Raw genomic sequence first — 19,719 nt, forward strand, 5'->3', positions numbered from 1 at the left:
GTTCTAGTTTTTTCAGATAGTTCGATGCGTTAAAAAATAGTTACTTGATTGTCTGTTATTCGATAGTTTTTGCGTGTGATGTAGCATAAGTTTTTAAGTACAGTCTCAAAGTCGGAATGCTCGAACAGTACATTAATATGCTTGTTTATATTGTCTGTAGTCTGCCATTTTACAGTATAGCCATGATGTGTGCATAAGCGGCCTATTGCATCTTTAAACGAGATATCATTAGCACCAAAAGCATCTTCCTTCCATGACGTTATTTGGGAAATATTTACAGCACTGATATTGAGAGCCTGACCTTCATTGATGTAGGAAGCGGCATATCCAGGTTTCAGTATGGTGTTTATAGTCTTATCCTTCAATGATTGTACCTTCACCTTACCCTGACTCAGCGCTACTCTGGTGAGTCCTTCGGCCGCATAGGCCTCAACATTAAACTGTGTACCTAATACACTAATGTCGATATCGCGGGTTCGGACGATGAAAGGATTGCTTTCATTTCCATTTATATTGAAATAGGCTTCCCCGGCCAGTTGTAGCCGACGTTGCTGCATGCTGAAATCTTTTTTATAGCGAATGGTAGATGCAGTGTTGAGCCAAACAGTACTGCTATCGGGAAGGGTAATAATTTTAGGAGACTTATCTGTATTCGTGATAATAACATATGCCGAATTATCCAGGCTATTATTGTTTAGTAATAATGCAGAACAGATACCAATACCGGTTAGGATTGCAGCGGCAGCAGCCCAGCGCCACATTCTGAATTTAGTATGTTGTGGTTTTTGGATCTGTTGTCTGAAGTTTTGCAGAAACTGTTGTTGATAGGTGTCAGACAGCTGTTGATCGATCGGATTATTTTCCGCTGAGTCAATGTTCTCGTACCACTTGCTCAAAAGCTCAAGTTCCTCGGGAGTACATTTCCCTGCGTGAAATTTGTCTAGTAAGGCAGCGGCCTTGGGATTTTTTTGTCGTTCCATCTATAGGTAGAATAACCGATGATGAACGAATGTTAACTGGTCTAATGTTAACGAATTGTAAACAATAACATGGATGATAACAGACTGACAGAGAGAGAAGGATTAGTTTGAATATGCATTTTAACCTGTTTCAGGGCTCTGCTATATAAAACTCTTGCCGAGGCAGCATCTATATTTAGTAGTTGAGCGATTTGCTGGTAGGAATAGTGATGTTTTACTCTTAGTATGAATAGTTGGCGTTGACTGTCAGATAAGGTGTCTAATGCTTCATTTACAAGGGTTTCTTTTAGTCCATGTAATTCTTCCTGGGCGAGGGCGTCGGCAGTTTCGAGGGTTTCGTTGAGTATGATTTCAAGGTTTTTAAGATGGGCAGTATAGCGGCCGGTAGTACGGTAATAATTATACACTCTGAATTTTAGAGCATTCAGCAGGTAGTATTCCAGTTCTTCATCTTTTGGAACTAATTCCCAGCGTTCCCATAAAGACAAAAAAACATCCTGCACAATGTCGAATGCATCGTGTGAATTTGTTTTGGCGGCAGCAATACCCAAAAGTTTATTCCAATGTAATGCTACTGCAGCTTCAAAAGCTGTTTGTGACATATTGTTGGCACTAGAGTGGGGGGGATTTAATTTCTGATACGCAGGCATAACGCTATATAACAGTCGGACCAAAAATAATAGATCAATATTACGTGGATATTAACTCATTCTCAGGTATCATTTTTTCATCGGATACTTCGACAATCCTATCACCTATGATTCATTTAAATCTTCTATTCTCTAATTTGTAAATTATTTCATTCTAATGCATTAGTTGTTTTGATTGAAGCGTTACTGTTACACTTTAGTAAGTGAATAATTATAAATATAGTTTTATTTTGTATAGGCTAAAAAAAATAATTTCGTGAAATGATTACGGAAGAAGAAGCAATAGCATTACAGGAGGAATTAAGTCGAGCCGTTATTCTAACAGATCAATTGCCAGCTACTATTAATTATATAGCAGGTACGGATGTCGAATACGATAAGGATACAAATCTGATAGCCGGAAGTATTGCGGTATTAGATTATAAGACTTTAAATGTAATAGAAGTCGCTACCCATTGTATGGAAGTTACTTTTCCCTACATCCCCGGGCTTTTTTCATTTAGGGAAATGCCACCATTATTGGAAGCCTTTAATAAACTGGAAGTAAAACCCGATTTATTTGTTTGTGATGCTCAGGGTATGGCCCATCCAAGAAGGTTTGGGCTAGCATGTCATTTTGGGGTTAGCATAAATTATCCGGTTATAGGATGTGGTAAAACAAAATTGTACGGAGTATATGAGGATTTGGGAGAAGAGAGAGGAAGTGTGGCTTCCTTAATTGCTCCCGATAACGGAGAAACAATAGGCAATGCCTTAAGAACCCAGGCAGGAATCAATCCTGTATTTGTATCCGTAGGGCATAAAATTTCGCTTGCAACGGCAACGGATATAGTCTTAAAACTCTGTACCCAGTATCGTTTACCTGAAACAACCAGGGTTGCTGATCATTATGGTAGATTAGCTCTTTTAGCATACAAGAAATAATTTTTTAAAATAGGTTTGGAAGATTCGTTTTTTTTATTCTATATTTGCAGCCCCTTAGGGAAGGATCGGTAGTTCAGTTGGTTAGAATGCCGCCCTGTCACGGCGGAGGTCGCGGGTTCGAGTCCCGTCCGGTCCGCAAGGATCGAAAAGAAAGTCACATCGGAAGGTGTGACTTTTTTGTTTTTGTGTGACGCTCTCTTATGTTCTCTAAATAGTCATTAAAAAAACCTATACTTGCTTACCCAATAACTCATTGAATACAATAACAATGGCCTATTATATAAACCTCTTTTCACCGACTACATACGAAACATTTACTAACTCTGACAAAACCATTTCTGGCTTCGCAGAAAACAAGCGATCAATTGCGAATGGTCTTCGACCAGGAGATAAACTTATATGTTATGTAACTAAGGTATCAAGATGGATAGGTGTAATTGAAATAAATAGCAGCATGTATGAAGATGATAAGCCAATATATTACCCCGTGAATGATCCGTTTACCTTACGCTTTAAGATTGAATCAACAGTCTGGTTACCACTTGAATATAGTATTCCTATTACGGATAGTAAAAGCTGGGATCATTTATCTTTTACAAGTGGGCTGCCTCCGGGAAGTAATGCTTGGACTATGCAGGTGAGAAGTAGTCTAAGGAAATTGAAAGATGAAGATGGTAAATACCTGGAAGAAATAATGAGGAGTCAGATGATCAGTCCTGTAAGCTATCCTCTTACGGAAGCTGACTTGAAAAAGATCAGAACAAATGTTACAGCGCTTCAAAGTACGGGAGCTATTGATCTTACCATTCCTGATGGAGATGAAACTAATATAATTCCTAATCAATCATCATCAAGAGACAGTATTAAGATACAAGCCACACTTGCCGAAATGGGTGAAAAAATGGGGTTCAAAATTTGGCTTCCAAGGGCAGACAGACAACGTGTACTCGAGCATTGGCAGGCAGGTGAGAACTGTTTATTAGACAGACTTCCCTTAAATTATGTAAATGCTGTTTTGAAAACAATCGAAAATATTGATGTACTCTGGATTAGTAGAAATATGATAATTAGAGCTTTCGAGGTGGAACATACAACGTCAGTATACTCAGGTATTCTTCGGATGGCCGACCTTTTGGCACTACAGCCAAACATGAATGTGAAATTGCATATTGTTGCACCAGAGGAAAGAAGAGATAAGGTTTTTCAAGAAATAACAAGACCTGTATTTTCCTTTATGGAACATGGACCGCTGAAAAATACGTGTACATATCTTAGTTATGAAAATGTGATAACTCTAGCGGAAGATAGACATTTGGGTAATCTGAGGCATACTGTTCTGGATGATTACGATGAATCAGCGGAAGACTCATGAGCAATGATTAGGTACTTTAATAAAATAATTAATTATTGAGCTCTTTTAACAATACTATTAAGTTCGGCCATAAAGTTTTCTGCATCCTTTTGAGAACGGATTACTTGTGCTAAACTATCTACACGAACAGACTTAGATTGTGCAGGTTTTGAATTACTTCCCTGACTTTGTGCTAATTTCTTATACCGATCTATTTTCTGTTGAAGACTTTGTTTCATAATGAGAATATAGTTAAGGAGGGGTTAACTACTCCTTTATTTTATTATGCGAAAATATTACGTGAATAATTATTTTAAGAGCCAAGAAAATTAAATGATTTTATATTAACAATTGATTTACAAATTATGGAGCTAGTAAATTAATTCATAACCGCTCAATCACATCCTTATATCCACGCCCGATAGGAATCGAAATGCCTTTTATCTCCACTATTTCAGCAGTGTATGCATCAATATGATTTACTGAAACAATGAAAGAACGATGGATACGCTTAAAAATATGACCAGGTAATAGTTCTTCTATATCATTAGTACTCATTTTAGATAGATACTCATGCTTGGTAGTAACAATTTTAACATACTCCTTTTGACTTTCTATATATAAAATTTCCTCAAACAGGATTTTTACTTTTCGCTTCTGTACATTCACAAAAATAAAATCCCGGGATACAGATTCAGTATTCCCACGGTTATCTACATTTACCTTATTTACAGCTGTAAGAAATCTTTCAAATTCAATAGGCTTCAGCAAGTAGTCGGTTACATTGAGAGCAAATCCTTCAACCGCATATTGATGATATGCTGTGGTAACAATTACAGAAGGTGGATTCGTAAGCGTTTTGAGAAATGCCATCCCCTTTAATTTGGGTAGATGAATGTCGAGAAAAATCAGATCAACCTCATTCTTTAATAAGAACTCAGAAGCCAGAATAGCATCTTTAAAAATGCCCTGTAATTCCAGGAAAGGAACAGCTGAAATATAATCCTTTAACACTTTCGCTGCTAATGGTTCATCTTCTATAACAATACATTTGATTCTAGACATGACTGTTGAGATTTATATTCAGAGTAGCCGTGAATTTATAATTTGCTGGTTCAATAAGAAGATGGTAGTCGGTATATAGTAAGGCCAACTGCCTGCGTAAATTCGATAAACCTATATTTTCTTTTATATTTATATCTGTGGCCGGCTCTCCGGTTGAGTTTTGAACTGTAAAAATCAATCTTCTGTTTTTTAAAGAAATATGAATATTCAGAAACGGATGCTCCCTGGTTTCTGATACCCCGTGTTTAAATGCATTTTCTACCAATGGAATGAATAAGAGTGGCGGTATTCCTTGCTTGGCATCTTCGAGATCATGACTAATATTTACATTCAGGGAATCGTCATACCGTAGTTTCTCCAAAGCAATATAATCTTCAATAATCCTGAGTTCCTGTTCTATGGAAGTATTGGGTGCGCTGGTTTCGTACAACATATAACGCAGAATTTTTGATAATCTTAGTATCGATTCCGGCGCCAGATCAGATTTATCTCTGGCAAGTGCGTATATATTGTTCAGGGTATTAAATAAAAAATGCGGATTGGTCTGAGACTTAAGATAATTCAACTCAGCTTGCTGACTCTCAATTCTCAATTGTTGTGAAATCTGTTTTAGGTTGATATAGTTATAAATATGCCTGGCTATTCCAAATACAATCACAGATCCGATACCATAACCTAACAATCCACCAATTCTATTCTGTACAGAAATCGTATTATCTAATACTGTATATACATGGATCCCGATTCCTATCTGCCTCCAAATAAAGAAGCCCAATGAGTAAACAAAAAAGTATAATACTACAAGCAGTACTGATCTGAAAACCTTTTTCCAGCTCATACCTGGTATACTATATTCAAACAGAAAATAGTTGACCACGGAAAGGTAAACCGCCAGCCAGATTTCATTCACAGCTTTTGCGGGGAAATTGAGGGTACTCTCTATTGCATCTGTCAACAGATTCAATAGTATGAATGCCGGAACCAACCAGACATATAACTTATATCGTCTTATATGAGATAACCATTTCATTTTGATAAAGGTCGATAAAATGTTTATTAGTCGCTTGTTTTCAATATTAATTGACCGAATTCCGTGGTTCGTTGACTTTACCCGGTGGTATGTTGACCAGCCAGCTCTGTAATCAGCCCTATTCTCTATCCTTGTATCCTAAAAGTTAATAAAAACATGAATAAGCTGATACAATTCGGAGAAAAAGTAGAAGGATACGAGATACCTGTACTAAATGAAAGGGAAATACGTGCCGCCGCCGGGCTCCTGTTTCTGGCTACCTATACTTCTTTAATGTTTATTGCTTTTAAAGGAAACTTCATTCCTGTAAAGTTTGTAATCACTTTTTTCTTGCTCGACTTATTGATCCGGGTTTTGATAAATCCACGGTTTTCTCCATCGCTAATAGCCGGACGTTTAATTGTTCGCAATCAACACCCTGAGTATGTTGGGGCTCCACAGAAAAAGTTTGCATGGACGATTGGTATTGTTCTCTCCTCCATCATGTTTTTCTTTTTTATTGTTGTTAATGCCTATAGTCCTATTACTGCATTAATATGCCTGATCTGTCTTTTATTTCTCTTTTTTGAAGCGGCTTTTGGCATTTGCCTTGGTTGTATTTTTTATCCATGGTTTAATAAGAGAAAAGTAGGGCATTGTACGGGAGAAGTATGTACAGTTAGTGAGCGTAAGCATATTCAAAAGGTTTCAAAAGTACAGATTCTTATGTTGATGCTTTTTTTTGTAATCCTCCTTGCTGCAATCCTCTTATTAAATGAGCAATATAGTAAAGCTCCTCATGCCTTATTTAAACAACTTTAAATGCTCACCAAGAATCTGGAAACCTACTTTTCAACCTATAGAAAAGATATCATAGGGAATAACAAGCACTTTGAATCGCCCTACGGTAACAAACGAATTATTTATGCAGATTGGACAGCAACAGCCAGGGCCTATGCACCAATTGAGGGCTTTATTCAGGATGAGATCCTTCCCATTATTGGCAATACGCATACTGGTACCACAATTACCGGCAGGGCTATGTCTGATGCCTATGAAACCGCAAAAACTATTATCAAACAGCATGTAAATGCCGGAAATGATGATATGTTGCTGTTCTGTGGGAGTGGCATGACATCAGCCGTCAATAAGCTTCAGCGTATATTGGGGTATCTGAGACCGGTAGTTTTCATTACGGCAATGGAGCATCACAGTAATCATATAAGTTGGTTGGAGACAGGCGCTATTGTTGAGATGATTGATCTTGATAAGGAAGGATTACCTGATATGACACATTTCCAATGGTTGCTGGAAAAGTATAGAATGCATAAATGTAAAATAGCGGCTGTTACAGCATGTTCAAATGTGACAGGAATACAAACCCCTTATTATGAAATTGCCAGGCTAATTCACAGGTATAATGGCTTATGCTTTGTAGATTTTGCATGTTCAGCTCCCTATTGTGAGATAGATATGCATCCACCAGCTCCCGGAATGCACCTGGATGCTATATATTTTTCCTGTCATAAGTTTTTAGGAGGGCCTGCTACCCCGGGTGTATTAATCTTTAACAGGCAATTGTATACCAATAAAGTTCCTGATCAACCTGGCGGAGGCACTGTGAAATATACAAATCCCTGGGGTGGACGGGTGTATGTAGATGATATTGAACAGCGGGAAGATGGAGGTACTCCCCCCTTTATTCAGGGAATTAAAGCAGGTATGTGTATTAGGCTTAAAGAAGCAATGGGGGTAACTAATATCCTGCAACGAGAAGAAGAACTGCTAGCTATTATTTTTTCCAGGTTAACAGGAATCGAGAAAGTAGAAATTTTACAACAAAATATTACTCAACGTTTGGGAATAGTTTCCTTTATAGTAACCGGAGTGCATTATAATTTAATAGTAAGATTACTCAACGATAGATTCGGTATTCAGCTACGAGGTGGTTGTTCCTGTGCCGGAACCTATGGCCATAAACTACTAAATGTGGATAGAGCTCATTCTTACAGTATCCTGGAAGCTATACAAGTTGGAGATTTATCTTCTAAGCCGGGCTGGATTCGATTGTCTGTTCATCCTACAATGACAAATGCAGAAATACATTTCATACTGGATGCGCTTGAAATAACTATAGAAAATATACAAGAATGGGAAAAAGACTATTATTATGATCGTTATACCAATGAGTATTATTATAAGAACACGATTGATGGAATAAGAATATTGGATTGGTTTAAAGTAAAAAATTGGAAATCTGAATAACCATTCATTACTCTATTTTCTTAAATTACAGGAAAAAATAGTGAAATGCGGCACCAGGACCAATTGGAAGTTTTACAACAACATATTAATCAGGAATTCACGAATTCGCCTTCACCATTTATGAGATGGCTGCGACCAGTAATCTTATCTGCCAGTCGGGGTAGTTTGTCATTTAGTTATCAGATTAGAGAGGAGATGTTAAATCCATCCGGGGTTTTGCATGGTGGGGTAACGGCTGCAATAATTGATGATGTAATTGGAGCTACTATGTTTACATTAAATGAAGAGTATTATTATACGACGATTAATAATTTGGTGGATTACTTTTCGGTAGCTCGATTGGGTGAAACTATAATCGCCGATACTCAAATCGTGAAGAAGGGTAAGCAAATTGTAAATGTATCTTGCGAGATTTTTTCCGAAGATAAAAGCCGGTTGATAGCCAAAGGAACAAGTAACCTCATTCAGGTAAATATTAAGAAGCCAGCTTAATCTGAAAATATATCCCTATAGAAATTATGAATACTATAACTAAACGTCCTTTTGTTTTATCGGGTGGTGGTTCCCGGGGTTTTGCCCACCTTGGAGTATTGAAAGCATTTATTGAAAAGGATATTTATCCAGAAGTGATCTCTGCTACCAGCGCTGGTTCTATTGCCGCAGCATATATTTGTGATGGTTATTCGATATCAGGGAGTTTTTTGCAAAAAGTAAACTTGGATTGTCGATGCAGTGGAAGAACTGGAGAAGTGGTTTGCTTTCTTTAAAAAAGGTAGAAGATGTACTTAAACAAACTTTAAGAAGTAAGACATTCGAAGAGCTAAAAACGCCGCTATATATTACTGCCACTAATTTTATAAATGGAGAACAACAGGTATTTGAGTCTGGTCCGCTGATTCCGGCAATATTGGCTGCATCCTCTGTTCCAATGCTTTTCCCACCAACAGATATTCAGGGTGTTGAGTATGTAGATGGCGGATTATCGAGTAATCTGCCAGTTGAACCATTATTGCAGCAGTACAAAGGAATCATTGGTGTGCATGTAAATCCGCTTACCCCATATAATCCAACAGACGGATTTCTGGCTAATCTGGAGCGAACATTACATCTGGCAATCAGGGAGCCGGTTTTAAAAAACAGGCTTTTATGTAGCTATTTTGTAGAACCAACAGCACTGGGTAAATTTGGTATGTTTGAATTTGGAAAGTTAGAAGCAATTTATGAAGTAGGGTTAGATTATACCAGAAAGTTATTGGAAGATAACCCATTGTGAGTTGTCGAAATATGAGGATATTAATCTTGATAAAATTCTCCACATTAATTCTCCTGCTTATAGCTCCGGTTTTTTTTGTTTGCCCAACAATTAGTTCTGAAAGTTAAAGTAGAAGTAAAAGTAAATAAATATAAGTACCACTAGCTCTCAGACTCTCATAGTCTATGGTTCTTAAGTTTAAAATGACAGTAGAGCATTGTGGATATTTAATACTTGTCGTTTTATATTACTAGTATTTGTTCATTTTATTAATGTGTAATTAATTGAAAAACAATTATAATAATAACGAAATCAATTTTGTAGGATAAATCAATGTATTATAGGCCCTTATATAAGCCATCTATTTGGCTTTACCTATATCTATTGTAAGACTTAGAGCGAGTTTGATGGTCTATTTGGCTCTAAGTGCTTAAATAAATATATTTAAAGCCAAATTGTAAGTAATGAGGATAATTGGAAGAGAGAAAGAGCTGAAAATTATTGATCAGGCAACAAAATCTGAGACTTCCCAGTTTATTGCAGCATATGGAAGGCGAAGAGTTGGTAAGACTTTTCTAATCAGAGAAGCTTTTCAGCAAGATTTTACATTCTACCTTACTGGTGTAGCTAATATAAATCTACAACAGAATTTGTCGAATTTTCAAAGAGCCATGCAGAAATATCATCCTGATTAAACTGCACCCCTTCCGGATAATTGGTTTACAGCTTTCGGTCAACTGGAAGAATTATTATCAAAAAGCGGGAAACAAAAGAAAGTAGTATTTCTGGACGAACTCCCATGGCTGGATACTGCGTAATCTGGTTTTATTCAAGCTCTCGACTATTTCTGGAATTCAAATGCTAGTGCAAGAAAAGATGTTATCCTGATTGTGTGTGGATCGGCTGCTTCATGGATGATCAATACACTTATTCATAATAAGAGAGGGTTACATAACAGAGTTACTCACAGGATACGTCTGGCCCCCTTTTCATTGAAGGAATGTGAGACTTTTTTTCAGAGCCGTGGTGGAGTATTTAGTCGATATCAAATAATTCAATCATATATGGTGATGGGAGGCGTACCTTGTTATCTTGATCATGTTGATGTAAGTATGAGCGCCTCTCAAAATATAAATCGATTATGTTTTCAACGAGATGGATTATTGACAGAAGAGTTTAGGAATCTCTATACTTCAATAAAGCAGAGAAATATCTTTCTGTCATTGAAACATTAAGTAAGAAAGCAAAAGGTTTAACACGTTCCGAAATTATTGACGATACAGGGTTGCCTAATGCAGGAAGTACAACGAGAATATTAAATGAACTGGAGGAAAGTGGTTTCATACGTAAGTATTTCTAATTGAGAAAAATAGTCTTTTTCAATTAAGTGATTTTTATTCCTTGTTTTATATCAAATTTATACGCGGAAATCATGCACTGAATGAGAATACCTGGATTAACGGACTAGATTCACCACGACAGAGAGCCTGGAGTGGTTATGTATTTAAGCAGGTTTGTCTTGCTCAACTAATGGAGATTAAACACGCTCTTGGTATGTATAGACAAGTAGTTCTTCCTGGATCAACACAGGTGAGGGAGTAAGCGACAAATAGATCTGGTTATAGATAGAAAGGACGATGTTATTAATATATGCGAAATGAAGGTCTCTATTAATCCTTTTACTATTGATAAAAAGTATCAAACAGAATTACAGGATAAAATAGACACATTCCGAACAGCAACGCATACTAATAAATCCATTTTTTTAACTATGATTACTACTTTTGGAATAGTGAGAAATATGCATTCTAATAGTATAGTTCAGAATAGTTTAACCATGGATGATTTTTTTCGTTGATTTAAATATTTCTTATGCTGGCACTGAGAAACTTTGAATTGCAGATAAGTGATACAATTGTATATAGAGGAAGGGAGTATTATGAAAGTGGTGCTGTTGTTGAGCTTGAGGAAACAGGAAAAGACTTCTGGATAGCAGAAGTAATGGGAACTGAATTATATACAGTGGAAGTTAGTATTTTCAAAAAGAACAATGTAAAATCATATTCATGCGACTGTCCTTATGACGGTGATATTTGCAAGCATGTCGTAGCTGTTTTATTTCTTCTGAGGGAAAAAATTACAAACACTGATATTCGTAAAAAAGTAGTTTCCAAAGCAGATTTTGACAAGTTAGTACAAAAAATAAGCTTAAAGGAGTTCCAGAACTTTGTGTTGGCCTATGCTACAAAGGATAAAACCTTTAAATCTCTGTTTGAGCGTCACTTTGCGGATAAGGAAAGCGGCGGCATTGATCTTGGAGATAAATATGCGAAACAGCTTAAAAGTTTGATAAGGAGTCATTCAAATGGAGATTTTATTGATTATCGATCAGTTCACAGGCTAACAAATGAGGTTAATCGATTGCTTGATGAAGGCCAGCGGCAGATATATAAAAGCAATTTTCGAGATGCTTTTATGGTGGCAAGATCTGTGTTAACAGAAGTTATCGAACTTATTACTTACTGTGATGATTCCAGTGGGCGCATTGGTGATGTTATCAACGGTTCTATAGAACTGATAGGGATCATAGCTAAAACTGAAGGCCTACCAGTGGATTTGCAGGAGGAAGTCTTTTATTTTGTACAATCGGCGATAAATAATGCTATATACTTTGATTATGGTGACTTTGGATATGAGATATTTGATTTGTATCAAACTCTTGCCATAAAACTAAATAGGGAAAGGTCTTATTTGAAATCCGTTGATGATCAAATTAAAATGGCCTCAGCGGATAAATATCCTTACAGAAAAGAATATTTCATTGCCCAAAAAATATCATTTCTGAGAGCTACAGGAAACGTTAGAGGTGCGCAGGAACTTGTTCGTGAAAACTTAGATATTGTTGAAGTAAGACGTGGGGAGATAAACTGTTTAATAGAAGACAATGATTTCCCCACAGCGAAAAAGTTAATAGCTGGAGGAATTAAAATTGCTGAAAAGAAAAATCATCCTGGAACCGTTGTAGAGTGGCAGAAAGAATTGTTGCGCATAGCCATTTTAGAAAACGACATAAAGGAAGTCCGGCATTACACGAAGTATTTTGCTTTTGACCATAGATTTGATACGGTTTACTACAATCAATGGAAGAATACCTTCACCATCGAAGAATGGGAAGAGGAAATAGAAAGATATATCGAGGAACGAATAGCAGATGTAGAATTGCAATATCAAAAAAATAAGGGCAAGGTATGGTATTCGAAAGATACGTTGTTGCTAGATTTACTTGCCCCAATTTATATTGAAGAAAAATATTGGAACAGGCTATTTGCACTTATTTGCAAGGAAACAGATTTGGACAAATTGTTACAGTATCATAACTATTTGATAAAGATATATCCGATACAGCTTTTGGCAATATATATTCCTGCATTTGAACATAAAGGAAAAGTGGTAGGAAATCGTAGAGAGTATGCAAATTTGGCTATCAAAATGAAAGAGGTAATTAGAGCTATTCCTGAAGGAAAAGATGAAATGATTGCTGTGGCAAAAGAGCTAATCCTTAAGTACCCTCGTCGTCCTGCTATGATAGAAGAACTGAATTCCGTCATTAACGAGGATTGCTAAAAAACAAAGGAGTTGGAGAAGATCCATAAAAACGGTATCAAAGCCCGGAGTAAAAGGGAACGATCAACTGAATCGCTACTTAGTATCCAATTAATTCCCTGTTGTGTAAGCATTTTTTAAAAATGCATAAAATATCCCATTTTTATGAAACAAGTTTTTTTTGTGTTGTCACTTTCCCTGTTTGCATTTTGTCATAGTACCAATGTAACAAGTAAATCAGATACAATTGTATCCCCAGCAGTGCCGGGCTCCATTTCAGATACCAGTTGGGCGCAACATCCAGCCATTCTTATTGATAGCTCCTATTTTGAGATAAATAATCAGTTCCCATGGCTTGCAGATACCATTCGTAGTTATATTCAGCTTTCAACTAATGAAATGACGAAGCTCTATATTAAGGACAGCTCTATTGTATTTATGTACGACGGGTATGAAAAAACAAATACTGGTGGTTATGTTAGTGTACGATTAGGTGCGGACTCCTACAACGGAGAGGGTACAGTATTTTCAACAGCTGAAGTGATATCAGTCGATATCCTGAGTCGTGAAATAACTTTGTATGATATAGCTACTGATTCCAGCTACCTGTGGGTTAGACCACAATAGAAAATGGATAAGCTGAAGGCCTTTAATATTTTGCTAACCATTATCGTTTTTTTAGCGCAACGAAAGGCATTCGAATCCCAGTATCTGTTACAGTCAAAATCATTTGTGATACGACAGTCGCAATATTTTTTTCATTTCTTTACGGACCGGACGGAACTCGAACCCGTCTCTACTGAGTAGAGACCGTGACAAGGCGGCATCATTTTAGAAGATTTTGTGGTTGGTTCTACAGATATTCAAAATATCGTTTATTTCCTCTCTTCAATGCTTTTACTCGAATTCCCAAAAACAAAAAAAGTCACACCTTCCGATGTGACTTTTAAATTTGATCCTTGCGGACCGGACGGGACTCGAACCCGCGACCTCCGCCGTGACAGGGCGGCATTCTAACCAACTGAACTACCGATCCTTAGAAAGAAGAGCCTTTAGCTCTACCGTTTCGGGAGTGCAAATGTAGCAACATTATTTATTACAATCCAAATATTTTTTTAGAAAATCCATTTTTTTCCAGAACCGCTACTAATTTGATATATTTATTCCAGAACTTCCTATTCTATGATTTATATCGGTTCACTTAGCCTGGTAATCGTTTTAGCCAACTTTGTTATCTCCTGGAAAGGGCTGCAAGACCGCTCCTTCTTCAACAGATTTTCTTTTGAAGTCGAAAGAATCCTAAAATTTAAAGAACGTATCAGATTATTTTCTGCCGGTTTTCTGCATGTCAACTGGTTGCATCTCTTCTTTAATATGCTTTCTTTATTGCTGTTCAGCTTCTACCTCGATGACGGACTTACACCTCTGAGATACCTGGCGCTCTATTTTGGTAGCCTTTTAGGCGGTAGCCTGCTTTCCTTATTTCTACATCGGAATAATCCAACCTATAGCTCTGTAGGAGCTTCAGGAGCAATATGTGGAGTTATATTCGGTACAATAGTGCTTAATCCCGGAGCCTTGGTCAATTTATTCGGAATATTGAATATTCCAATCTGGATTTATGGACTACTATATGTACTTTATGCCATTTATGGAATCCGCTCAAAAGAAGAAAATATTGGACACGATTCACATATTGGAGGAATTATCCTTGGGGTATTGATTGCCTGTGTAATAAATCCTTATGTACTAATGTATCATACAGGCCTGATCGTATTAATACTTGGAGTAACCAGTTTTGCTATTTATGTAATTACCACCAAACCATATATAGTACTGGTCGATAATCTCTACTACAAACAAATTAATTTGCTTTCAGATATTGATCATCGATATAATTTTGAAAAAGCAAACAAGCAAAAAGAACTGGATGCAATCCTCGAAAAAATTCATCTGAAAGGAATAAATAGCTTGTCGAAAAGTGAAAGGGAAAAGCTGGAAAGATATTCGCAGGAAAATTAAAAAGCCTGCACCGATGTGCAGGCTCCCATGGTTAATGTCCTATGATGATTCCTAGTTTTTGTAAACTCTTACGTAATCGACCTCGAAAGTAGATTTATTAAATGCCGGATCTATTGACCCGCCAAAGTTTCCACCCATCGCAAAATTCAACAGGATGAAAAACTTGTCATTAAACGGCAGACTTGCAGTATTGTTGAATGTAAAGAACAATTGATCATCTACATAAAACTTAAGCGCAGTTGGTGTCCAGTCGAGTGTATACTTATGGAAAGAATTACTCATGTTCGAGACATTTGTTGTGCTACCCACTCCGTTTCCTCCTGAATGATTTGGATAATGTAAGGTAGAATAAAGTTTCTGTGGTTCCACTCCTTTATGCTCCATTATATCAATCTCCCCACAAGCCGGCCAACCAATTGTATTTACACTACTTCCCAACATCCAGATGGCAGGCCACACTCCAACACCTGAAGGCAGTTTCGCACTTACTTCTACTTTACCATATGTAAACTCAAACTTCCCACGGGTCAGTAATCTCGCTGATGTATAAGATTTGCCTTGATAGTTTTCTTTCATAGCCGTAATCTTAAGTGTACCATCAGATACTATTACATTTTGAGCCCTGTCTGTATAATACTGCGCTTCGTTATTGCCCCAGCCATTATCTCCGGTGCCAATATCATAACCCCATTTATTGCTATCAGGAGCCCCATCTTCTGTGAATTCATCAGACCATACCAGTAGTTTTGAAATGCTCACTTTTACACTGGTCGACTGGCTCACAGTAAGTCCATCTGCACTTTTAGCTGTGACTTTCACTGTAAAATTCTGTTCTCCACTGCCGGAATAGGTATATTTTACCGTTCCATTGGTGACGGTTTTTGTTTTACCGTTTCCAAAATCAAAGTCATAACTCACTGCATTTTGGGCAGTGGCGCTGAATGATACGGTACCACTACTATCTGTTGCTACAACTGCGTTGATAGTCAGATTAGAAGGAGCTACCTTGGCTGGTGGAGCATTATCATTTTTTCCACAGCTGGCGGTACTAATCAGTAACGCCAGCATTATTCCTGTTAAATATTTCATATACTAATCGATTGCTACAATTTTAACATACCAGGCACCAGGATCCTGCAAACAACGCAATGACATATGCGTGGCTGATCTTTCTAATACCTGAAATTTATGCGCTCCTAAATACATACCTAAATGGCCTTTGCCGGAGAAGATGATAAATTCTTCTGTTGCACTACCATCATAGCTGAAAGTAGTAGTATAATTGGCGGCTTTAGGGCCAGTTAAGGTAAAGTCACCGGTTCCGCTAAGTGATGGATCAAAATCTGTCAGGTATTCTTTTTTACCGAAGATGTCGTTGTTGGTAGTATGCTCAAATACATTTCCCTGAGCAGTAAACGTATACACATCATCGTAAATACCTAATCCATCTTTTTCATTCGGACCTGCTGCCCACCAGGCTGGAGTGAAGGTGCTTGCATCAGATACACCCAGGTGGCCTGGAGCATCTTTATCTACCCTCCATTTTTTACTGCTGTTATTAGTGAGCATGGTCACTAATTCAGGATTAGGCTCAAATGCACGGAATACAGATATTTCAGAGCTGTTGGTGCTGGATACTCCTCCTTTACCATATACCATTACTGTAATGGTAAACTTCTTAGTACCTGTATGTTTATACTGGTAATGAATAGAACTATTGGTACTGGTTTTAGGTGCTTCCCCATCTCCGAAATCTATTTTATAATTGATTCCGTTTTGAGACTGCACAGAAATATTAACTGCACCTGAACCATCTCCATCCGGATGCGCATCGTCTTTTCCTGTCACTGCAATATTTAGTACGGGTTTAGATGGTGCAGTCATATCGCCGAAATGGTGATCATCTTTATTACAAGCTCCTGCTACCAGAATGATACTAAGTAACAGAAAGGATAATTTATTAATTATGTGTTTCATAATAGTCGTATTACCGCATTAATTAGTTAATTCAATATCGTCGAACAGTAAAGTGTAATTGTTGGAGCCATCTCCTTTCGTCCCATTATCGAGGAAGAATAGGATGTTTTGAAGTTTTTTACTGTTGTCTTTTATTATAGCGCTAAAGTCGAAAGTCAGTGTTTCCCATTGATTGGCCTTGGTTGTAACAACTTCAAGGTTTTCCATAAATGTGTTGTCACCACTCCTTTCTAATTGAAGTAATACGCGCATGCCTACACGCCATGAGTAAACTTTTACCTTGAATACTCTGGTGGTGGTAAAGTCCATTGGATTACTCAGAATGATGTAGTTACCTGCCCAGGTTTCTCCAGCATTTTTTACAATTTTACCAACGGTGTTACTTACATTAATGCCGGTTTTATATGGATTTGGAATCACGCTTGTAGAACTTCCTCCAAAATCGCCCCATGCATAATTCACGGTTGGCAGTTCAAAGGTCATTGGCAAAGTAAGCGGATCGTAAACGGTGACATCTTTTGTTACAACAGTAGTAGCAGCACCACCACTTAAAGCCTCAACTTTTACAGTGTAGGTTCCGGCGGTGGCATACGTATGTTCAAGACTGGCGCCTGATGCAATCAATGTAGGTGTTTCATTGGCTGTTTCACCAAAGCTAACTTTAAATCCTCCTGTTGCATATAAAGCGGTGGCAGACACTGTAACTTTATGCAAATCTGTATTTGCATTAATAACTACACTTTCAGGAGCTCTGAATGTAACGGCCAATTGTGCTGTTGTATCGGCCTTTTTACCTCCCAAACTTTTAGCTGTTACTTTTACTGCGTAAACTCCTTCTTTATAGACGTGTGTGGTATGCTTACCTGCCAAAACAGTTTCTGTTGATGTTGTTCCGTCTCCAAAGTTGATTTCATAAGAACTGGCACCTGCGCTGTTGGGCGTAATGGTAACCAGTCCGGAGTTATCATTGCTTACATTGAACTGCAAAGAGCTGGAGGATGGAGCTTGTTCCGTTTGGAGGAAATCCAGATCCCCATCCGGTATTTTACTACAACCATAGAATGCAGTTAATATTGTTAGTATGAAGATTGCTTTTTTCATTCGTGGAAGTTTTTAATATTAATAACCATCATTTTGTTTAAGCTTAGAAATATCAACTTCATCCTGTGGAATAGGGAAGAGTTCATGTTTATTCTGCTTGAAACCTGTTAGTACACTGGCTGCCTTACCGATTCTTACAAGGTCGAAGAACCTATCGCCTTCCATTGCCAATTCGAGTCTGCGTTCATTCCATATGGCATTTGTTAGCGCGGTGCCGGTAAGAGTGATATTATGAAGGTTATCTTTAAATGCACGTTGTCTTACTCTGTTCAGGTAAGTTTGTGCTTTGGCGTCATTGGGCGTAGCGGATCTGTTATATGCTTCAGCAGCTAATAATAGCACTTCCGCAAAACGAATAGTTCTGAAATTGTTAAGGTAGTTCAGTTCCAACTGTCCGGATGTTTCGCCTTTTCTTGGAAGGTATTTCTGGTTGTATAAGCCTGTATTCTTATAAGGAGCTACCTGGTAGGAGATATTAAATTCCGGATGAGCGGTTTTATATGCTTCAATATCGAGTACTGTAACATCTTTGCGCTGATCACCAGCTTCGTAGGCTTTTGCCAGATCGGTAGATGGCAGATTAGTACTCCATCCGGCGGCATAAGGAGAGCTTCCGTTTAATCCTCGTATTCCACACTGCTGAACAGCATAGTTGCCCTGTCCGCGGGTGGCTCCTCCCCAGTTGTAGTAGGGGGAAAGATTAGAGTATTGAATTTCGAATACAGATTCCGGGCCATTTTCACCTGATTGAAGAAAGATATCTCCGAAGTTGGATACCAGGGTAAACGGACCACTGATCACATTTTCAAGAACAGTGGCAGCGGCATCGAATTTTTGCTGATAAATAAGCACTTTGCCAAGTAAAGCCTGCGCTGCATATTTAGTAACGCGGCCAGGTTGAGAGGCGGATGTAGGTAATGTACCAATTGCACTATTCAGATCGGCTTCAATTTGTTTATAAACATCGGCTTTAGGGGTTCTGGTTAAAGTTTTAGAATCACCCAGCGTTAACCTGCGATCTGTAAATAATGGAACATCTCCAAAAAATCTAACTAATGTATAATAGTAATAGGCACGGAGGAAATAAATTTCTCCATACATGACATCTTTTCCGGAGAAATCTACAGCTATGCCTCCTGGATTTTTATCCTTGTACTGGGTGAGGTAATTCACACGGTTAATACCTTCGTAGGCCGATTTCCATAGTTCTGTAAGATAATCGTTGTTAGCTGTGAGAGTAAAGTCATCTATTTGTTGCAAACCTAATACATCACTGGCAGATTCACCTCCGGTTACAGAATTGTCGGAAGCAATATCGCCAATCGGAACTGCCTGGTTTAGCCATTGTAAAGGGGTATAACAGCTTACACCCATTGTACGATAATCATTTTCTGATTTTAAGTAATCAAGATCTGTTACCTGGAAATCGTCGTGCGGTGTATAATCCAACCATTTCTTACACGATTGTGAAGTAATGAGAAAGAGTGCTACACCTGCTATTTTAAGTATGTTTTTCATGT

20 protein-coding genes, 2 tRNA genes and 1 pseudogene are annotated in these 19,719 nt (G+C 37.7%); 13 read left to right on the top strand and 10 right to left on the bottom strand.

Going from position 1 to position 19,719, the window contains the following annotated elements; all coding sequences use genetic code 11:
- Positions 1–29: 29 nt before the first annotated feature.
- Both DVR12_RS05730 and DVR12_RS05735 read right to left on the bottom strand, forming a co-directional pair.
- Entirely contained in the window at positions 30–980 is a 951-nt protein-coding gene (locus DVR12_RS05730) for a FecR family protein (protein WP_116974540.1), read from the bottom strand.
- A gap of 47 nt (positions 981–1,027) precedes the next feature.
- Positions 1,028–1,582, bottom strand: coding sequence for an RNA polymerase sigma factor (locus tag DVR12_RS05735; protein ID WP_158563210.1), 555 nt, complete (start codon positions 1,580–1,582; stop codon positions 1,028–1,030).
- A gap of 309 nt (positions 1,583–1,891) precedes the next feature.
- On the opposite strand from DVR12_RS05735, the gene nfi reads away from it, so the two are divergent.
- The 3 genes from nfi (at position 1,892) to DVR12_RS05750 (ending at position 3,926) form a co-directional block, all read left to right on the top strand.
- The gene (gene nfi, locus DVR12_RS05740) at positions 1,892–2,554 is read left to right on the top strand and encodes a deoxyribonuclease V (protein ID WP_116974543.1); all 663 of its coding nucleotides are present in this window, start codon (positions 1,892–1,894) and stop codon (positions 2,552–2,554) included.
- A 62-nt stretch (positions 2,555–2,616) separates the two neighbouring features.
- Positions 2,617–2,690, top strand: a tRNA-Asp gene (locus tag DVR12_RS05745).
- A 117-nt stretch (positions 2,691–2,807) separates the two neighbouring features.
- Entirely contained in the window at positions 2,808–3,926 is a 1,119-nt protein-coding gene (locus tag DVR12_RS05750) for an EVE domain-containing protein (RefSeq protein WP_147323415.1), read from the top strand.
- Positions 3,927–3,958: 32 nt separating this feature from the next.
- Here DVR12_RS05750 and DVR12_RS05755 read toward each other — a convergent pair whose 3' ends face one another.
- The 3 genes from DVR12_RS05755 to DVR12_RS05765 form a co-directional block, all read right to left on the bottom strand.
- Entirely contained in the window at positions 3,959–4,144 is a 186-nt protein-coding gene (locus DVR12_RS05755; protein ID WP_116974547.1) for a hypothetical protein, read from the bottom strand.
- A gap of 145 nt (positions 4,145–4,289) precedes the next feature.
- Positions 4,290–4,970 carry a LytR/AlgR family response regulator transcription factor gene (locus DVR12_RS05760; RefSeq protein ID WP_116974549.1) on the bottom strand — a complete coding sequence of 227 codons (681 nt, stop codon included), beginning with the start codon at positions 4,968–4,970 and terminating at the stop codon, positions 4,290–4,292.
- Positions 4,963–6,000 (bottom strand): sensor histidine kinase, encoded by a 1,038-nt coding sequence (locus DVR12_RS05765; protein ID WP_116974551.1) that lies wholly within the window; start codon positions 5,998–6,000, stop codon positions 4,963–4,965. The genes DVR12_RS05760 and DVR12_RS05765 overlap by 8 nt, the downstream gene beginning before the upstream one ends.
- A 156-nt stretch (positions 6,001–6,156) precedes the next feature.
- Here DVR12_RS05765 and DVR12_RS05770 point away from each other — a divergent pair, with 156 nt between their 5' ends.
- The 9 genes and pseudogenes from DVR12_RS05770 to DVR12_RS05815 all read left to right on the top strand — a co-directional run bounded on the left by DVR12_RS05770 (position 6,157) and on the right by DVR12_RS05815 (position 13,726).
- Positions 6,157–6,801, top strand: a complete 645-nt coding sequence (locus DVR12_RS05770; protein WP_116974553.1) for a DUF4395 domain-containing protein — start codon at positions 6,157–6,159, stop codon at positions 6,799–6,801.
- A complete protein-coding gene (locus DVR12_RS05775; RefSeq protein ID WP_116974554.1) occupies positions 6,802–8,244 on the top strand; it encodes an aminotransferase class V-fold PLP-dependent enzyme in 1,443 nt (480 codons plus the stop codon). It begins immediately after the preceding gene.
- A 45-nt stretch (positions 8,245–8,289) separates the two neighbouring features.
- Positions 8,290–8,736 carry a PaaI family thioesterase gene (locus tag DVR12_RS05780; RefSeq protein ID WP_199417049.1) on the top strand — a complete coding sequence of 149 codons (447 nt, stop codon included), beginning with the start codon at positions 8,290–8,292 and terminating at the stop codon, positions 8,734–8,736.
- Between the two features lie 26 nt (positions 8,737–8,762).
- Entirely contained in the window at positions 8,763–9,011 is a 249-nt protein-coding gene (locus DVR12_RS27995; RefSeq protein WP_116974557.1) for a patatin-like phospholipase family protein, read from the top strand.
- Positions 8,972–9,517 (top strand): patatin-like phospholipase family protein, encoded by a 546-nt coding sequence (locus DVR12_RS05790; RefSeq protein WP_116974559.1) that lies wholly within the window; start codon positions 8,972–8,974, stop codon positions 9,515–9,517. Before DVR12_RS27995 ends, DVR12_RS05790 begins: the two co-directional genes overlap by 40 nt.
- Positions 9,518–9,960: 443 nt before the next feature.
- Positions 9,961–10,191 carry an ATP-binding protein gene (locus tag DVR12_RS05795; protein ID WP_116974560.1) on the top strand — a complete coding sequence of 77 codons (231 nt, stop codon included), beginning with the start codon at positions 9,961–9,963 and terminating at the stop codon, positions 10,189–10,191.
- Positions 10,192–10,712: 521 nt separating this feature from the next.
- Positions 10,713–10,856, top strand: a pseudogene (locus tag DVR12_RS28105) (helix-turn-helix domain-containing protein); the annotation flags it as partial.
- Positions 10,857–11,368: 512 nt separating this feature from the next.
- Entirely contained in the window at positions 11,369–13,120 is a 1,752-nt protein-coding gene (locus DVR12_RS05810; RefSeq protein ID WP_116974563.1) for an SWIM zinc finger family protein, read from the top strand.
- Positions 13,121–13,264: 144 nt separating this feature from the next.
- Positions 13,265–13,726 (top strand): hypothetical protein, encoded by a 462-nt coding sequence (locus tag DVR12_RS05815; RefSeq protein WP_116974565.1) that lies wholly within the window; start codon positions 13,265–13,267, stop codon positions 13,724–13,726.
- Between the two features lie 335 nt (positions 13,727–14,061).
- Here the strand turns inward: DVR12_RS05815 and DVR12_RS05820 are convergent.
- Positions 14,062–14,135: transfer RNA gene (locus DVR12_RS05820), tRNA-Asp, on the bottom strand.
- Positions 14,136–14,281: 146 nt separating this feature from the next.
- Here DVR12_RS05820 and DVR12_RS05825 point away from each other — a divergent pair.
- On the top strand, positions 14,282–15,121 hold the full coding sequence (locus DVR12_RS05825) for a rhomboid family intramembrane serine protease (protein WP_116974567.1): 840 nt from the start codon (positions 14,282–14,284) through the stop codon (positions 15,119–15,121).
- A gap of 51 nt (positions 15,122–15,172) precedes the next feature.
- Here DVR12_RS05825 and DVR12_RS05830 read toward each other — a convergent pair whose 3' ends face one another.
- Genes DVR12_RS05830 through DVR12_RS05845 form a run of 4 tightly spaced genes read right to left on the bottom strand, consistent with a single transcriptional unit; the run spans position 15,173 to position 19,717 of the window.
- A complete protein-coding gene (locus DVR12_RS05830) occupies positions 15,173–16,210 on the bottom strand; it encodes a family 16 glycosylhydrolase (RefSeq protein WP_116974568.1) in 1,038 nt (345 codons plus the stop codon).
- A gap of 3 nt (positions 16,211–16,213) precedes the next feature.
- Positions 16,214–17,098, bottom strand: coding sequence for a PKD domain-containing protein (locus DVR12_RS05835; RefSeq protein WP_116974570.1), 885 nt, complete (start codon positions 17,096–17,098; stop codon positions 16,214–16,216).
- An 18-nt stretch (positions 17,099–17,116) separates the two neighbouring features.
- Complete coding sequence (locus DVR12_RS05840) at positions 17,117–18,199, bottom strand: PKD domain-containing protein (protein WP_116974572.1); 1,083 nt, start codon at positions 18,197–18,199, stop codon at positions 17,117–17,119.
- Positions 18,200–18,217: 18 nt separating this feature from the next.
- Positions 18,218–19,717 (bottom strand): RagB/SusD family nutrient uptake outer membrane protein, encoded by a 1,500-nt coding sequence (locus DVR12_RS05845; protein ID WP_116974574.1) that lies wholly within the window; start codon positions 19,715–19,717, stop codon positions 18,218–18,220.
- Between the last annotated feature and the right edge of the window lie 2 nt (positions 19,718–19,719).

Source organism: Chitinophaga silvatica (assembly GCF_003419895.1).
In the GTDB taxonomy this organism is placed as follows: Bacteria; Bacteroidota; Bacteroidia; order Chitinophagales; family Chitinophagaceae; genus Chitinophaga; species Chitinophaga silvatica.

What these genes read in the sequence shown, in the direction of transcription:
- DVR12_RS05730 (WP_116974540.1), bottom strand. Translation starts at nt 980, where the DNA reads ATGGAACGACAAAAAAATCCCAAGGCCGCTGCCTTACTAGACAAATTT.
- DVR12_RS05825 (WP_116974567.1), top strand. Translation starts at nt 14,282, where the DNA reads ATGATTTATATCGGTTCACTTAGCCTGGTAATCGTTTTAGCCAACTTT.
- DVR12_RS05815 (WP_116974565.1), top strand. Translation starts at nt 13,265, where the DNA reads ATGAAACAAGTTTTTTTTGTGTTGTCACTTTCCCTGTTTGCATTTTGT.
- DVR12_RS05840 (WP_116974572.1), bottom strand. Translation starts at nt 18,199, where the DNA reads ATGAAAAAAGCAATCTTCATACTAACAATATTAACTGCATTCTATGGT.
- DVR12_RS05780 (WP_199417049.1), top strand. Translation starts at nt 8,290, where the DNA reads ATGCGGCACCAGGACCAATTGGAAGTTTTACAACAACATATTAATCAG.
- DVR12_RS27995 (WP_116974557.1), top strand. Translation starts at nt 8,763, where the DNA reads ATGAATACTATAACTAAACGTCCTTTTGTTTTATCGGGTGGTGGTTCC.
- DVR12_RS05775 (WP_116974554.1), top strand. Translation starts at nt 6,802, where the DNA reads ATGCTCACCAAGAATCTGGAAACCTACTTTTCAACCTATAGAAAAGAT.
- DVR12_RS05765 (WP_116974551.1), bottom strand. Translation starts at nt 6,000, where the DNA reads ATGAAATGGTTATCTCATATAAGACGATATAAGTTATATGTCTGGTTG.
- DVR12_RS05735 (WP_158563210.1), bottom strand. Translation starts at nt 1,582, where the DNA reads ATGTCACAAACAGCTTTTGAAGCTGCAGTAGCATTACATTGGAATAAA.
- DVR12_RS05770 (WP_116974553.1), top strand. Translation starts at nt 6,157, where the DNA reads ATGAATAAGCTGATACAATTCGGAGAAAAAGTAGAAGGATACGAGATA.
- DVR12_RS05755 (WP_116974547.1), bottom strand. Translation starts at nt 4,144, where the DNA reads ATGAAACAAAGTCTTCAACAGAAAATAGATCGGTATAAGAAATTAGCA.
- DVR12_RS05790 (WP_116974559.1), top strand. Translation starts at nt 8,972, where the DNA reads ATGCAGTGGAAGAACTGGAGAAGTGGTTTGCTTTCTTTAAAAAAGGTA.
- DVR12_RS05795 (WP_116974560.1), top strand. Translation starts at nt 9,961, where the DNA reads ATGAGGATAATTGGAAGAGAGAAAGAGCTGAAAATTATTGATCAGGCA.
- DVR12_RS05760 (WP_116974549.1), bottom strand. Translation starts at nt 4,970, where the DNA reads ATGTCTAGAATCAAATGTATTGTTATAGAAGATGAACCATTAGCAGCG.
- DVR12_RS05810 (WP_116974563.1), top strand. Translation starts at nt 11,369, where the DNA reads ATGCTGGCACTGAGAAACTTTGAATTGCAGATAAGTGATACAATTGTA.
- nfi (WP_116974543.1), top strand. Translation starts at nt 1,892, where the DNA reads ATGATTACGGAAGAAGAAGCAATAGCATTACAGGAGGAATTAAGTCGA.
- DVR12_RS05835 (WP_116974570.1), bottom strand. Translation starts at nt 17,098, where the DNA reads ATGAAACACATAATTAATAAATTATCCTTTCTGTTACTTAGTATCATT.
- DVR12_RS05830 (WP_116974568.1), bottom strand. Translation starts at nt 16,210, where the DNA reads ATGAAATATTTAACAGGAATAATGCTGGCGTTACTGATTAGTACCGCC.
- DVR12_RS05845 (WP_116974574.1), bottom strand. Translation starts at nt 19,717, where the DNA reads ATGAAAAACATACTTAAAATAGCAGGTGTAGCACTCTTTCTCATTACT.